This window comes from Methanosaeta sp. UBA356, from assembly GCF_002496465.1.
GTDB classification, from domain to species: domain Archaea; phylum Halobacteriota; class Methanosarcinia; order Methanotrichales; family Methanotrichaceae; genus Methanothrix; species Methanothrix soehngenii.
In genome coordinates, this window is the sequence record NZ_DAKC01000092.1 from 1 (window position 1) to 14584 (window position 14584).

A 14584-nucleotide genomic window follows, 5' to 3' on the forward strand; every position below is an offset into this window, starting at 1 on the left:
ATCTCTTTTCTGCCCCAGATGCAGATGACTGAGAGTAGAGAGGATGCTGCCATAGGCTAATAGGTGCAGATTCCAGTGTATCAAGCTTTTCCCGTTCACAGAAGGGATTCACAAAAGCTGTCCAATCCATCCCCACTTCATTAGCAGGGCATAGAGAGCCCCTGGATTGCCTGCCCCAGAAATCATCATTCTGTCTTTTGTATCTTATTCATACTTTCTATTATGTAAAAATGCTTTTCAGCTATCAATTTCTAGCAAAAATACTTAAACTTACACGTAGTAGATTCCCAATATGGCAGGAGTCTTCGAGCAGCTCACCAGGCGTCATAAAAGGGCAGTTCATGGAGGCCTTGAGGCAATGGAGCTGGAGGCAGCAATGGAGATCCTGGCGGAGGTATTCAGAATCAACCTGGAGGAGGTAGAAGATATGATCTCCAGCCGCCTGCCAGAGGCACAAACCGAAGCTCGCCAGGAAGAGGGACTGTGGCCGCAGGAGTTCTGGTTGGAGAGCTAAAGCATTTTTAACAGATCATGCGTTTCCGGACAGGTCAAATGAGGCCCGCCCTTCCGGCGGGCCATATAGCAGCCGATCAACGATCTGCTTTCCCTTGCGCAGCCGCCAGATATGCTAGCTGCGACCCATCAGCCGATCTACTGCCAGAAACAGCACCACCCCAACGGCAAGGAAAAGAAGAGCGAGCATCCACCAGGGCAGAAAGGCCACCACAATAATCCTGAGCCGGGAGAGGATAAACCATAACGCAAACAGGGCAACGATCGCAAGCACTAGAGCGTAGAGACGCTCCTTTGTCCTACCGACCATACCTGGCAGATATGATCAATCATATAAATAGGTGATCTAATCCTTTATAGAAAAGCAGGCAGAAGACCCCTCTCCTTTATGGGGGGATGAATGCCGTGAGTTCTTCAGTTAAGCTGTAAAACTATATATATCATAACAGCTTAACTGGGTCTATGCTCAAGGCATATAAATTTAGGATCTATCCAACCAAGTCCCAAAGGACAAAGATGGAGCAGACCCTGGATCTATGCCGATGGACATATAACAAAACTTTGGAAATTCGTAAGAATGCATGGGAGAATGAAGGTAAATCTCTAAGCAAGTACGAAACCAATAACCTGCTGCCAGAATGGAAAGCTGATAAGCCGGAACTTAAAGATGTTTTCTCCCAGGTTCTTCAGAACGTCCATGAGCGGGTGGACCTGGCGCTCAAAGCCTTCTTAAGGCGTGTCAAGGCCGGGGAGAAACCTGGATACCCAAGATTTAGAGGCAGAGGTCGATACGATTCTTTTACCTATCCGCAAAAAGGGTTTAAGATCGATTCTGGGAAACTATATCTTTCAAAAATCGGAAATATCAAGATCAATCTTCATAGGCCCATAGAAGGCAAGATCAAGAGGCTAACTGTTCGCCGGGCAGCAACTGGGAAATGGTATGCGTGCTTCTCAGTTGAAATTGAAGACCAGCCTAAACCACCTTGGAAAGATGGCACTCTGGTTGGCATAGATGTCGGTCTAGAATCCTTTGCCACACTTTCAAATGGCGAGAAGATATCTAATCCTCGGTTCTTCCGAGAAGAAGAACACGAGTTAGCTAGAGCCCAAAGGAAACTCTCTAAGGCTCCTAAAGGAACTCCAGATCGCAAGAAAGCTCTTAAGGTTGTTGAGCGAGTCCATGAGCGGATAGCAAATAAACGATACGAATTTGCTCATCAGATTAGCAATGATCTGGTTAAGAGATTTGGCCTAATAGCTTTTGAAGATCTCAATATCAAAGGAATGACTAAAAACCATTGCCTAGCTAAAAGCATCCATGATGTAGCTTGGAATATGCTAGTGACTTTAACCTCTTACAAGGCTGAGAGAGCCGGTTCGATGGTTGTCTTAGTAGATCCAAGGAATACGTCAAAGATGTGTTCTAGGTGTGGTATTCTGGTTCAAAAAGATCTATCTGAGAGATTCCATAATTGTACTCAATGCGGGCTTTCGGTGGATCGAGATTGGAATGCAGCAATCAATATACTCAGATTGGGACTACAATCTGTCGGAATCAAAACCGTAGAAGCCTGCCCCTTTTAAGGGGCGGGAGTAGTCACGCGGTCCCTTTAACCTTCATCAGCCGGGATATATAGAGCCTGGCCCATAAATAGCTCAGGAGGCTTCCTGCTATGTTTCCAAACACGATTCCCCACCATATCCCCTCCTGACCCAGCCCCAAGACCATTCCCAGGATGAAGGCTACCATTGTAATGAGAACCACATCTCTGAGGACATTGAGCAAGAGGGAGGTGAGACCTTTGCCCGCCCCCTGGAAGAGGCAGGCGGACATTATTCCCGGGGACATGAATGGGTAGAACAGGCACATCACATGCATGAATGCCACCATTGTTCCGGCAAGATGAGCGCTCTCAGGGGTATAGGTGAAAAACATGGTTATCTGAGGGGCAAATATGCCGGTGATGAGGGCGGTGACCGTTCCAATGGCGAAGCCAAGCTTTGTGGAATAGTTATGAATAACCGGCAAGTTGCCATATCTTCTGGCGCCAATTGCAGCTCCTGCCACAGAGATCTCTGCTGTGGCAATGGCGATCAGAGGAATGGTGGCCATCATTATCACCCGCCAGCCTGCAGTATAAACGGCTACAGCGTCCGTTCCCGAAACCCGAACCAGCATGCTGTTGATGATGATGGCATCTATGGAGTAAAGGAGGAACTCGACGCTGGCCGGAATCCCCACCTTGAGGATGTCACTCATCACTTTTCTGCTGGGGACAAAGGCATTCCGGGACAGGGAAACGTAGGTGTCCTTCTTGACGATCAGCCAGTAGATCTGTACCATGGCCACGATCAAGAGAGATATGACTGTGCCCCATGCTGCTCCTGCTATCCCCATCCCCGCCCAGTAGATCAGAATGGGATCCAAGACGGCGTTGATCAGCGATCCCGCGCCCATGGCGTACATGGTGCGTTTTGTATCCCCTTCTCCTCTCAGGATGGCATAAGCGATGTTGGTGAAGACCATAAATATGGATCCGGAAAAGACGATATTGCCGTACTCCATGGCCAGACCAAGAGAGGAGCCTGCGCCCATTGCGGAAAGGAGAGGCTCCAGGGTTAAGAGGAGGACTGCTGTCAGTATCATTGAGACCAGCAAAACCAGCAGGAGGGCATGCATGGTGGTATTATCCGCCCCTCTTTTGTCCTGTGCCCCTATCCTGCGGGAGATGGAAGAAGAAACCCCTGCCCCCAGGCCGTTGCTCAGGCCAACCACCACCATGAATATGGGGGTCACAAATCCTACTGCAGCCAGGGCATCCGATCCCAGGCCTGCCACCCAGACGGCGTTCACCAGATTGTAGGCGGCAAGGATCAACATGGCGACGATCATAGGGCCGGAGAGCTTCAAGAGGGCCTTTTTCGGCTCTCCGATCAACAGGGAAACCCCTCTGGTAATCTCTTTTTGGGCCTCTTCCCCCCTAGCTTCGATTCCATCGTTCATCCGATCACAGGGGTCCTTTGAATTCACAGCTCTGGAAAGGGAGATGCGGCTTATAGTCTCTTTTCAAGCCACCTTCATCTCCCTCTCCAGCCTGCGGACGGTATCCCGGAGCTGAATGGCCCTCTCGAACTCCAGACGCTCCGCCGCTGCCATCATCTCCGCCTCCAGCTCGATGATCGCATTTGGAATATCCGATTTTGGAATATGCCTGGTGTCGGTGATCTCCACCACCTTTTCCCGGATGGGTTTCTTGATGGTCTGAGGGATGATGCCGTGCTCTTGGTTGTATGCCATCTGCAGAGATCTGCGCCTCTCCGTGGTCTCCATCGCCTTCTTTATGGAGCCGGTCATCCGGTCCGCATAGAGGACCACCCGGGAGTTGGCGTTCCTTGAGGCCCGGCCGATGGTCTGGATCAGGCTCTTCTCATCCCGGAGGAATCCCTCTTTGTCTGCGTCTAAAATTCCTATGAACCCCACCTCGGGGATGTCCAGCCCCTCTCGGAGGAGGTTGATTCCCACCAGGACATCGAATTTGCCCAGCCTCAGCTCACGGATGATCTCCGTCCTCTCCAGAGGCTGAATCTCTGAATGCAGATAGCGGGCCCGAATATCATTCTGGCTCAGATAATCGGTCAACTCCTCTGCCAGCCGTTTGGTGAGGGTGGTAACCAGTGCTCGATCCCCTCTCGAGATCACTCCGGAGATCTCCGTCATCACATCCTTCACCTGCCCGTCGATGGGCCGGACCTCCACCTCCGGATCGAGAAGGCCGGTGGGGCGGATGATCTGCTCCACTGGGGATTTCGAATGCTCGAGCTCATAGCCTCCTGGGGTGGCAGAGACGAATATCACATTTCTCATGAACCGCTCAAACTCCTCAAAATCGAGCGGCCGGTTGTCATAGCTGCTGGGCAGCCGGAAGCCATAATCCACCAGGTTCTTCTTGCGGGATCGGTCGCCTCTGTTCATCGCCCTGAGCTGGGGGAGGGTCTGATGGCTCTCATCGATTATGAGCAGAAAGTCATCGGGAAAATAGTCGATCAAACAGTATGGAGGCTCTCCTGGCTGGCGGCGGTCAAAATGGCGGGAGTAGTTCTCAATTCCCTTGCAGCTTCCGGTCTCTTCTATCATCTCCATATCATGCATTGTTCTCTGCCGGAGCCGGTGGGCCTCGATCATCCCAAGCTCTTGAAGCCTCTCGTTCAGCTCCGCCTTTATGGAGTCGACCGCCGCTTTCAGCTCGTTCTCCGGTATGACATAATGCCTGGCCGGATAGACGAAGAAGTAGCTCATATCCTCGACTCTCTTGCCGGTGATCCTGTCGACCTCAGAGATCCTCTCTACTTTATTTCCAAAGAGCTCAATTCGAATGATGTTGTTGAAGTAGCCGGGGATGATATCGATGGTCTCGCCGTTGACCCGGAAGCGTCCCGGAGAGAGGTCCAGGTCTGAGCGCTCATAGAGGATGTCCACCAGCCTTTCCAGGATATCCTTTCTGGAGATCCTTTCATTCACCTTCAGCTCAAACCCCATGCTCTGGAAGTTCTCGGGATTGCCCAGGCCGTAGATGCATGAAACGGAGGCCACTACTATCACATCCCGGCGGGAGAGAAGCGAGGCGGTGGTGGCCAGCCTCATCTGCTCTATCTTGGGATTGATGAGAGAGTCCTTCTCTATATACTGATCCTTTGAGGGGATATACGACTCCGGCTGATAGTAGTCATAATAAGAGATGAAATATTCAACTCGGTTATCCGGGAAGAACTCCTTGAACTCATTGTAAAGCTGCTCAGCCAGGGTCTTGTTGTGGACGATCACAAGGGTAGGCTTCTGAACCTGTGAAATGACATTGGCTACCGTATAGGTCTTGCCTGATCCCGTGACTCCGATAAGAGTCTGGAACCTCTCATTCCTTTGCAGGCCCAAAACAAGCTGATCTATGGCCTCCGGCTGGGAGCCGCAGGGAGCAAAGCTAGAGTGGAGGCGGAACTGCTGCTCAACCGGACGGTGCTGGGATAATGAATCTTCTGCCATGCTCATTGGCAGGCATAATCCTTGGTGCTAATAGCTTTTGCCCTGCACAATGGCTAAATAATCCGGAGACAGAGGTCAAGAGGGATGAAATCAGAAATCAAAGAAGAATTAAACCCGGAGAGTGTAAAAAGCGAGCCCCTCTCCGTCCAGGATCTGCATGAGCTCTATGATCCAATAAAAGATCAGATCGAGGAGAGACTGGCAGAGTTTCAGCGCATATGGGAGACGGCCAGCGACGAGGACCTCTTCCGTGAGATGGTGTTCTGCCTTCTCACCCCTCAGTCCAAGGCCAGAATATGCTGGAGGGCGGTGGAGAGGCTGGAGAGAAAGTGCCTTATCGCTTCTGGTGAGCCATGCCAGGTTCAAGAAGAGCTGGTGGGCGTGAGGTTCAACCAGCGGAAGGCGGAGTATGTATGTCTTGCCCGGTCAATGTTCAGCCATCGATCCCTTCGCACCACTCTGGCAGGATTTCCCAGTCATGCCGCTGCCCGGGAGTGGCTGGTGGCGAACGTCCTGGGCCTTGGCTATAAGGAGGCCAGCCATTTCTTGAGGAACATAGGCCTGGGGGAGGATCTGGCTATTCTCGACCGGCATATCCTCAAAAATCTAGCCCTGCTGGGAGTGATAGACAAAGTTCCCGAATCGCCCACCAAGAGGCGTTACATTGAGATCGAGAGGCAAATGACCGCCTTCTCTTCCCAGGCGGGAATTCCGATGGGCCAGCTTGATCTATTGCTCTGGTACAAGGAAGCGGGAGAGATATTCAAGTAATCAAATATCCCTGGACAGTCGCGAGAGCCTGTTTATTATCCATTTGGTCAGGAAACCGGTTAAAAAGCAGATGAACATTATGCTGAAGACCCCATCTCCGATACCGTCATTCAGCGCTATCAGTCCAGAGCTGGATATCAGATAGGCCATATAACCGAAGACCATGCTGATCAGGGGTATGGCCATATACCAGAGCCTCTTGTACCGGGTGGCCAGGCCGTAGCGGCGCAGGTCTTCTGCCACTCCGGTGAGGATCTGAGCTGATGCCCCCAGGCCGGCGAAGAAAGAGGACCAGAGAGGGACATCGAGAATCTTCGCTTGAGGATGCTGATAGATCAGCATGCTGAAAAATAGGATGGCCAGTACGGCAAATACTATAGCATAAAGGCCGTAGAGCTGGAAGAAGTAGGAGATCGTTCTCAGGCTATGGAACCGGGAGCCTCTGATATTGATCTTAGCCTCGTTGACGGCACTTGTGAGCTCATAGTTCGCCCGATCGCAGTAGAGAAATGAGTCGGAGAGGTTCTCCTTGTTGAACTCCTTTAGGGCGAGGACATAGAAGTCATAGGCATCCTTTATGTCTATAGAGCTTCTGTGAGCGGCCTGAAGCGTGCGGTCGAGCCTCTTGAGGTCTATCTCCAGCTCAGAGCACGACTGCGGGATGGAGCATGATTTGGAGTTCACACTATAGTAACTCGCTAAATTAATATTTATAGTTTGCGCGGCGCAGGCCCTTTTCACATAATTTAAATAATTTTAAATGATTTGAATTTGTGACTGCAAACAAATAGCCCGATTATATTCCGAATAAGCTCTTTAAGTACTTATCATTAAGCGTGATATATTTTTCACCAAATATGATAGTTATTTTGAATGAGAGTGCTTTATTTAGAATAGAAATTATATAAAACGTTTGGATGTATTATGTATTATTTTCAACCGACCGTAGCCAACCTCCTGGCATTTCTTATCTGCTGCATTATCTTTCTTTTGAATGAGACTCTGTTCCTTCCGCCACCCGAGGGGGTGGCCATTCTCTCAGATATTGTGATCTGATGCAATTCATCGATCATGCTCTCCGCTATGAGGCAACACTCATCCGTTCCCCTGCCGGATCTATCCCGCCCATCTTTATCCATTTTTGTCATAAGTATTAATTGAACATCTTACTTAAAAAATTTTTCCTTGCATAGAAACTGAAAATAGATGCATTAAGCAGTGCAGATCATCTCGACTCATTTTCCCTCATCCATTCCGGTCATGCTTAATACCACAAAGGACAACAGTATTCTATGCTTGAAGATCAGATCTTCTGCCCAGCCTGCGGCACTGATACCGACCATACCCTGATTAAATCCGGACAGGAGAACCTAGTTCGCTGCGATGACTGCGGAACTGTTCATCCGGTTGAGGTGAAACGGGAGCGTTTGGTCAACCTCAAGGTGATCGTCAATTGGGATGACCGCGCTCTGCCCCATTTTATAACCATCCGGGCAAATGAGTTGCTGAACGTCGGAGATGAGCTTTTGGTGGACGATCCAACAAAGGATGTGGTGATGACCCAGATCACTTCTCTGGAGACGGATCGCCGGGTCAGGAGCGCTCTTGCCGAGACTGTGAAGACCGTCTGGGCAAGGGCTACGGACGAGGTGCCGCTGAGGATAACCGTATTTCGAGGGGGCAAGAGCCATCCCCTTAAGATCACAGTTCCGGGAGATGAACTCTTAGAGGTGGGCGAGAAAAGGAGGGTGGAGAACTTCCAGTTCATCATAGTCAAGATCAAGCTGCGTGGAGAGGGATTTGCCGACGCGGCTGAGGCCAAAGACATCGTTCGGGTTTGGGGACGGGAGATCTGATTATGGAAAAGAGCAAAAGGCTATTTGACGGCATGCGAGGCAGGATAAATGAATCTGTCCTGGAAGCCATGGCCCGCGTTCCCAGAGATAAATTCGTTCCTGCGCAGCTTCGAGATAGGGCTTATGAGGACCTTCCCCTGCCCATAGGCCAGGGCCAGACCATCTCCGCCCCCCATATGGTGGCTATAATGTGCGATCTTCTTGATGTCAGGCCGGGAATGAAGATCCTGGAGGTGGGCGGTGGAAGCGGCTACCATGCGGCCGTGCTGGCAGCTCTTGCAGGTCCTGAGGGCCAGGTCTATTCGGTGGAGAGGATGCCTGATCTCGCTCTTGCCGCCAGAAAAAATCTGCAGGCGGCAGGAATTGCAGGTGTAACCGTGGTTGAGGGCGACGGCAGCCTGGGCCTTCCAGAGCATGCTCCCTACGATAGAATCAGCGTTGCTGCATCAGCTCCCAGAGTTCCCGAACCCCTAAAAGAGCAGCTCCGGGTGGGAGGGAAGATGATACTTCCGGTTGGAGAGACATCACAGGAGCTGGTCTTGGTCACCAGGAAAAACGGCTTTGCCGTGGAGGAAAAGATGGGAGTGATCTTCGTCCCCCTCATCGGCAAAGAGGGATTTGGAGAACGGCAGATTTGATATATTCGGCTGAATGATCAATCTGACAAGATGAGGCCAATAGCGATAATAATCATGGACGGTTTCGGCATAAGCCCCACCCAGGAGGGAAATGCCATTGCTAATGCCCGCAAACCCAACCTGGAGCGATTGTGGAAGCAATATCCCACCACCACCCTCAAGGCATCCGGCCTGGCGGTGGGCCTGCCCCGAGGCCAGATGGGAAACTCCGAGGTGGGACACCTCAACCTGGGCGGGGGAAGGATCGTCTATCAGGACCTGACAAGGATCAGCCTGGCGGTGGAGAATGGCACATTTGCCAGTAATCCCGTTCTGCAGGAGGCCATGAATCTGGCCCGGAAGGGGGGCAGTAAGCTTCACCTGATCGGCCTTCTCTCCGACGGTGGGGTGCACAGCCACATCACTCACCTTTACGCCCTCCTGGAAATGGCAAGATCCATGGATCTCTCCCGGGTATTCGTGCATGCCATTTTAGATGGCCGGGATGTGCCTCCACGCAGCGCTCTTGGCTATTTCCGGGATCTGGAGGAGAAATTCTCTCAGACGGGCACCGGCAGCACGGCCACTGTGAGCGGCCGCTACTACACCATGGACAGGGACCGCCGCTGGGAGAGGGTAGAGAAGGCCTACCGCTGCCTGGTTTATGGCGAGGGTCTGCGGGCGGACAGCGCAGAAGAGGCGGTCAGAAAGGGATACGATCGGGGGGAGAACGACGAGTTCATCATGCCCACAGTGGTGGATGATAAGGGCATGGTGGATGATGGGGATAGCATCATATTCTTCAACTTCCGGCCGGACAGGGCCCGAGAGATAACCCGCGCTTTTGTGGATAAGGATTTTCAGGAGTTCGCCACCAAACCGATCCGGGTCCATTACACCTGCATGACCCAGTATGATGCCACCCTGAACGCACCGGTGGCCTATCCAGCGGAGAACCTCATTGATACCCTGGGAGAGGTGGTCAGCCGGGCAGGATTAAAGCAGCTGAGGATAGCTGAGACTGAGAAGTATGCCCATGTCACCTACTTTTTCAATGGGGGGAAGGAAGAGGTCAATCCGGGGGAGGATCGGGTGCTGATACCCTCGCCGAAAGTGGCAACCTACGACCTGCAGCCCCAGATGAGCGCTTATGAGGTCCGGGACGAGCTCCTTGCCCGTCTCGATTCCGGCCGGTATGATTTGGTCGTACTCAATTTCGCCAATCCGGATATGGTCGGCCATACCGGCATATTTGAGGCAGCGGTGAAGGCAGTGGAAGTGGTGGACGGCTGCGTGGGTGAGATCGTTAACCGGATACTGAGCCTGGGCGGAGCGGTCCTTCTGACCGCAGATCATGGCAATGCAGAGAAGATGCAGGATTCCGATACAGGCCAGCCCCATACTGCCCATACCACCAATCCGGTGCCCATCTCTTTGATCACCTCTGACCGGAAAAGCTACCGCTTGCGAGAGGACGGAATTTTGGCTGATGTGGCACCGACTGCATTGGAGCTAATGCATATTCCCCAGCCCGAGGCCATGACCGGAAGGACTCTCATAAATCTCAGAAGCATTTTATAGGTTGCTGAATTGGTAATTAGCTGTTTAGAGAAGGGATTAGAGATGCGAGAAGATTCAAAGCCAGAAGAGTCCATTCTTCCAGATCGAGATTATCTTATGGATCTGCTTAAGAATATAATAAGCTTCAGGACGGTCGCCCCTCCAGGAGACTGCTATCAGGAGATAGTGGAGTGGCTGGAGCCCATATTCAGGGATATGGGATTTGAGACGACCAAAATGAAGATGCCCGCGGAGGTATTTGCCGCCAAATGCAGTGATAGCCGGCTGGTAGGAGACCGGTACAACCTCCAGGCCGATTTATCGGTTGGAGCGGAAAAGACCCTGGTGATATATGCCCACCTGGATGTGGTGCCGGCAGAGGGCGAATGGGACACCGATCCATTCTGTGCGGTGCAGAAGAACGGCCGGGTCTATGGCCGGGGGGTCTCAGACTGCAAGGGATCGGTCGCGGCCCTCGTCGCTGCTCTGAAGGCGCTTTTGTCCAAGAAAAAGCCCAAGTACAATCTGAGCATTCTCTTGACCACCGATGAGGAGGTTGGAGGCTACTCCGGCCTGTGCTATCTGACTGATCTGGGCCAGGTGAAAGGGGATCTGATGCTCTGCATGGATGGCTTTTCCGATGACGTGGGGATCGGGAGCAATGGCATCATAACCTGGGATGTAATGGTTAAAGGTCGGTCGGCCCACAGCGGATCGAGCTTCCTGGGGGTCAATGCGGTAGAAAGGTCGATTTTGGTCATGGAGAGGCTTATAGACCTGAAGAAGGTGGTACAAGCCAGACGGTCCCGCCTTCCCGCCAGCTCGCCGGTGAAATCGGTGGGAATAGAGAACCTCATGCCAATCCTCAATATCACCATGATCAATGGAGGGGTCAAAGAGAACATAGTGCCCGATAGGTGCGTTCTCCGGGGGGATCGCAGGGTGATACCGGAGGAGAGGATGGAAGAGGCGATGGAGGAGATCGAGAGGGCGCTGGAGCCATTGAGGTCAGAGGGTATCGACTTTGAGCTGAAGTTCTATCCCGGATATCCGCCCATGAGCGTTGACCCGGAGCATGCCTGGGTGAATGAGGTGAGGGAAGCAGTGGAGAGGAGGATGGGATTTATGCCCCAGCTCTCAGCAGCCCAGGGAAGCTTAGACCAGGCCTATGCCACAGAGAAGACGGGGATTCCCACCTGCGTCTACGGCGTGGGCCGCCAGCTGGAGAGCAATATCCATGCTCCAAATGAGAACGTGCGCATAGCTGATCTGGAAGGGTATACCAAATTCTTAATTGAGCTATTGCAGTAGTCTGATATGAAGGTCATAGCGGTTGTCGGGACCAAGAAGACGGGAAAGACCACCCTGGTGGAGGCGCTGGTAAGATCCCTGGCAAAGCACGGAAAGGTGGGGACAGTCAAGAACATGGTCGATCATCCCGTGGACCGGGGGGACACCAGAAGGCACTTCGATGCTGGGGCGGATGTGGTCATAGGTCTGGGCGAGGCGCGCCTTTTGGTAAGACGGGATCGGGGAGACCTGGAGTCTGCCCTGGCGGAGCTGGAGAGAGAGGGGATGGACTATGCGGTGGTGGAGGGCTTCAAGAACAGCTCTCTATTCAAGATCGTCATGGCGGATATAGAGGTGTCGAACATGGTGCGAAGGGTGAGGCTCCCTGAGGTGGACGAGGACCTGGTGGCGGAGCTCGCTGAGATGGTCCGGGGGATGGAGGACTACAAAACAGCGGGCTAGAGAATTGACCTCAGCGAAAAAAATTGTGGCTCCTCGCTGTTTGTTATGGGTGAACTTGAATCGCAAATTCTCTGTATCTTTTGTGCCTCAGTGATGAATCACGATGCACTGGCCCAACCACAGAGTCACAGAGGCTACATTCTCTGCCTGAACTCACCTGCATAATTCAGCGAAGAGCCGCCATTATTAGCATGCGGTGCTCATCATAGAAAACATTCCGGCTCCTTTCGCTTCCAGTGCCGGAGATGCAGCCTCTTGGACGCGCGTCCCTGACCAGGCCAGGTTTCATCGTCCTCGCATTCTCCGGGCAGAGCTTGATACAGGCGCAACAAGTGATGCATTTATTTGTATCGATCACCTCGCTGTGGTCCGGGCGATGGCACCTACAGGGCATGCCTCTGCACAGATCCCGCACTGGATACAGGCATCACTCACCTCGAGAATGAATGCTCTCCGATCCAGGCCCTTCCGACGACCTTGACGCATCCGTCCTTCGCCAGGATATCCTTAATTTCGGGAGAGTGCATCTTCATGCGTTCGGTTGCCATAAACGACCACGCAGACCGCAGGGGTATTGTGGGCCCTGATTGCATGCAGCCAGTCGGTCAGGAGTGCCGGCACCCTTCCCATGTACACCGGCACGCCCACGATGAGCAATTCCTTTTCCGAGGTCTGCAACGGTTGTATCCTTGCAGCCGGCCTGGTGATATCCAATTCTTCCACGTTTTCGTGGCTGATTCCATGAGCAATAGCCCGGACCACTGCTTTGGTGGTTCCCGTCGGCGAGAAATACACCAGTTTTACTGATTCGATGTTCATGAGAGGTTCTCCATTGAAGTCACCTGATTGCTTGGGGCAGGGAATCCTAAAGAGCTTTTGGCCGACTGTCTGTCAGGGGTATTCCCGCAGAAAAAGAGAACTGAGAAATTACTGCAGTATCTTGGTGACGACCAGCCTCCATTCCCTGCCATGCAGCCCAGCTGTCGTCCAGTATGTGTCCTTGGTCACTACCTTCTTATCTCCTTCAGTGACCTGGAAGCTATAGCTTCCGTGCCCGGACCTGTCAGCGATTATCTTCTCTCCCAAGGCCAGCAGGCTAGGATATGGCGCATAAAGCGGGTCCTCGAATAGATACTTCCCTATCTGGCTTTCATCTCGGTCGTGGGCAATTAGACCATCCAGATGCATTGACCAGAAGCTGTAGTCGGTGATATTGCTCCTGTTAGAGACATCATAGTAGAGATGGGGTGCTACAATGGCATCTAGCAGTTTGTCTGGTTCAATGATTGCACTGATGCCTCCCAGGAATTCCCCTTGTGATGAGAATACCGGATACGCAATTGCTGTGCCGTTGTATCCTTCTACCAATGGCAGCTGTTTGCTTAACACAGGGGTTTTGGTCTGCAATAAGCGGGCAATATGTTCCTGGTTACTTATATCGGCTCCTTCGGCGCTCTCGCTTCCTCTGCCTTCATCTACGATGATCTTTCCATCCTTGCCAATTGTGACTGCATTGCTTATGTTTGAGTTGGTCCCTATTAGCTCAGCAAGAACTCTGCGAGCAGCATCTCCCTCGAGGCCTGCGGTTGAGAGATTTTGAGCAGCATTAGCGATATCCGAATCTAAATCATTCAGGCTTCCCTGCAAATCCGCCTGAATCTGAAGAAGCATAAATATTCCGTTTGCATCTTTCTCGTCTCTGATGCTATCCAGAGCTTCTTGGAAAGACCGCACTACTGAATCAGGAGTCCCTTTGTTAAATGCGAAGTAGGCATTGTTTTGGGCGAGTACGTATGCTATCTCGTAATTGCTTGCATTTGCACCAGCCTCCTGGATAAGCACGATACCTGCTAAGTCATTATATGCCCAGGCATCAATGCTGCCATCTTCCAACTTCTCGATAATCGGTGCGGATGCATTCTCAAGAATCAGATCCTCCCTCTTTAAACCGCTATTAAGAAGCCTTTCGACCACCACATCATCCTTGATAGCCCCTATTTTATATTTTTTCAGGTCTTGCGGATCTGTAATGGTGACATTTTTATCCTTCTTTGCCAAGAGAACATCCCTGCCAGAGGCAGCTGGCCCCACCCAGTTGAATAGCTGCTCTCTTTCGGGAAGCCTGGCCGTTGTAAAGAGAACGGTATTATTTTCGCTTAATGTCCTCTGATAGCCTTCTGTCCAGGGAAGAAGCAATATTATGCTCCTATTAAGGTCAACGCCCATTTTTTGCCATATCCTTTCTAGAAGATCTACGGAAATACCCTGGGCTTTGCCGTCTTCTTGGAAAGTGTAAGGTGGATACTGCTCGGTTATATAGGTCAGATCCTCCGCTGATGTTGTCTGATCAGCAGCCAAGCACGGGATATTGGCTATCGAAATATTCACTAGAAGTAATATTGCTATATATCTTAATGCATAAAATACCCTAATATATCTCCCTCCTGGAAATATCAGTATCAATGAAGGGCACT

Annotated in this window: 14 protein-coding genes and 1 pseudogene; 8 read left to right on the plus strand and 7 right to left on the minus strand. The window is 51.7% G+C overall.

Annotated elements, in window-relative coordinates:
* Positions 1 to 292: 292 nt before the first annotated feature.
* Positions 293 to 514: a hypothetical protein gene (locus BP727_RS08490; protein ID WP_286858304.1), complete on the plus strand. Its 222-nt coding sequence runs from the start codon at positions 293 to 295 to the stop codon at positions 512 to 514.
* 114 nt (positions 515 to 628) lie between these two features.
* Here the strand turns inward: BP727_RS08490 and BP727_RS08495 are convergent, their stop codons facing one another.
* Positions 629 to 823: a hypothetical protein gene (locus BP727_RS08495; protein ID WP_273271919.1), complete on the minus strand. Its 195-nt coding sequence runs from the start codon at positions 821 to 823 to the stop codon at positions 629 to 631.
* Between the two features lie 152 nt (positions 824 to 975).
* Between BP727_RS08495 and BP727_RS08500 the strand changes: the two genes are divergently transcribed.
* Positions 976 to 2100, plus strand: coding sequence for an RNA-guided endonuclease InsQ/TnpB family protein (locus BP727_RS08500; protein ID WP_273272017.1), 1125 nt, complete (start codon positions 976 to 978; stop codon positions 2098 to 2100).
* A gap of 13 nt (positions 2101 to 2113) precedes the next feature.
* Here the strand turns inward: BP727_RS08500 and BP727_RS08505 are convergent, their stop codons facing one another.
* Together BP727_RS08505 and uvrB are read right to left on the minus strand one after the other, a co-directional pair.
* A complete protein-coding gene (locus BP727_RS08505; protein WP_273272018.1) occupies positions 2114 to 3520 on the minus strand; it encodes an MATE family efflux transporter in 1407 nt (468 codons plus the stop codon).
* 63 nt (positions 3521 to 3583) lie between these two features.
* Positions 3584 to 5560 (minus strand): excinuclease ABC subunit UvrB, encoded by a 1977-nt coding sequence (gene uvrB / locus BP727_RS08510; protein WP_342766277.1) that lies wholly within the window; start codon positions 5558 to 5560, stop codon positions 3584 to 3586.
* A gap of 78 nt (positions 5561 to 5638) precedes the next feature.
* Here uvrB and BP727_RS08515 point away from each other — a divergent pair, with 78 nt between their 5' ends.
* Positions 5639 to 6325: an N-glycosylase/DNA lyase gene (locus tag BP727_RS08515; protein WP_013720143.1), complete on the plus strand. Its 687-nt coding sequence runs from the start codon at positions 5639 to 5641 to the stop codon at positions 6323 to 6325.
* Here BP727_RS08515 and BP727_RS08520 read toward each other — a convergent pair whose 3' ends face one another.
* Together BP727_RS08520 and BP727_RS08525 are read right to left on the minus strand one after the other, a co-directional pair.
* Positions 6326 to 7009 (minus strand): hypothetical protein, encoded by a 684-nt coding sequence (locus BP727_RS08520; protein ID WP_286858313.1) that lies wholly within the window; start codon positions 7007 to 7009, stop codon positions 6326 to 6328.
* Between the two features lie 251 nt (positions 7010 to 7260).
* On the minus strand, positions 7261 to 7473 hold the full coding sequence (locus BP727_RS08525; protein WP_286858315.1) for a hypothetical protein: 213 nt from the start codon (positions 7471 to 7473) through the stop codon (positions 7261 to 7263).
* Between the two features lie 144 nt (positions 7474 to 7617).
* Between BP727_RS08525 and BP727_RS08530 the strand changes: the two genes are divergently transcribed.
* The 5 genes from BP727_RS08530 (at position 7618) to mobB (ending at position 12110) form a co-directional block, all read left to right on the plus strand.
* Positions 7618 to 8181, plus strand: coding sequence for an HVO_0476 family zinc finger protein (locus BP727_RS08530; protein ID WP_276837379.1), 564 nt, complete (start codon positions 7618 to 7620; stop codon positions 8179 to 8181).
* Between the two features lie 2 nt (positions 8182 to 8183).
* The gene (gene pcm / locus BP727_RS08535) at positions 8184 to 8819 is read left to right on the plus strand and encodes a protein-L-isoaspartate O-methyltransferase (RefSeq protein WP_286858318.1); all 636 of its coding nucleotides are present in this window, start codon (positions 8184 to 8186) and stop codon (positions 8817 to 8819) included.
* A gap of 30 nt (positions 8820 to 8849) precedes the next feature.
* On the plus strand, positions 8850 to 10379 hold the full coding sequence (gene gpmI, locus BP727_RS08540) for a 2,3-bisphosphoglycerate-independent phosphoglycerate mutase (RefSeq protein ID WP_286858319.1): 1530 nt from the start codon (positions 8850 to 8852) through the stop codon (positions 10377 to 10379).
* A 96-nt stretch (positions 10380 to 10475) separates the two neighbouring features.
* Complete coding sequence (locus tag BP727_RS08545) at positions 10476 to 11669, plus strand: M20 family metallopeptidase (protein ID WP_286858321.1); 1194 nt, start codon at positions 10476 to 10478, stop codon at positions 11667 to 11669.
* 6 nt (positions 11670 to 11675) lie between these two features.
* Positions 11676 to 12110: a molybdopterin-guanine dinucleotide biosynthesis protein B gene (gene mobB / locus BP727_RS08550; protein WP_013720150.1), complete on the plus strand. Its 435-nt coding sequence runs from the start codon at positions 11676 to 11678 to the stop codon at positions 12108 to 12110.
* Between the two features lie 203 nt (positions 12111 to 12313).
* Here mobB and BP727_RS13580 read toward each other — a convergent pair.
* Together BP727_RS13580 and BP727_RS08560 are read right to left on the minus strand one after the other, a co-directional pair.
* Positions 12314 to 12929: pseudogene (locus BP727_RS13580) on the minus strand (4Fe-4S binding protein).
* A gap of 108 nt (positions 12930 to 13037) precedes the next feature.
* Complete coding sequence (locus tag BP727_RS08560; protein WP_286858325.1) at positions 13038 to 14573, minus strand: transporter substrate-binding domain-containing protein; 1536 nt, start codon at positions 14571 to 14573, stop codon at positions 13038 to 13040.
* Between the last annotated feature and the right edge of the window lie 11 nt (positions 14574 to 14584).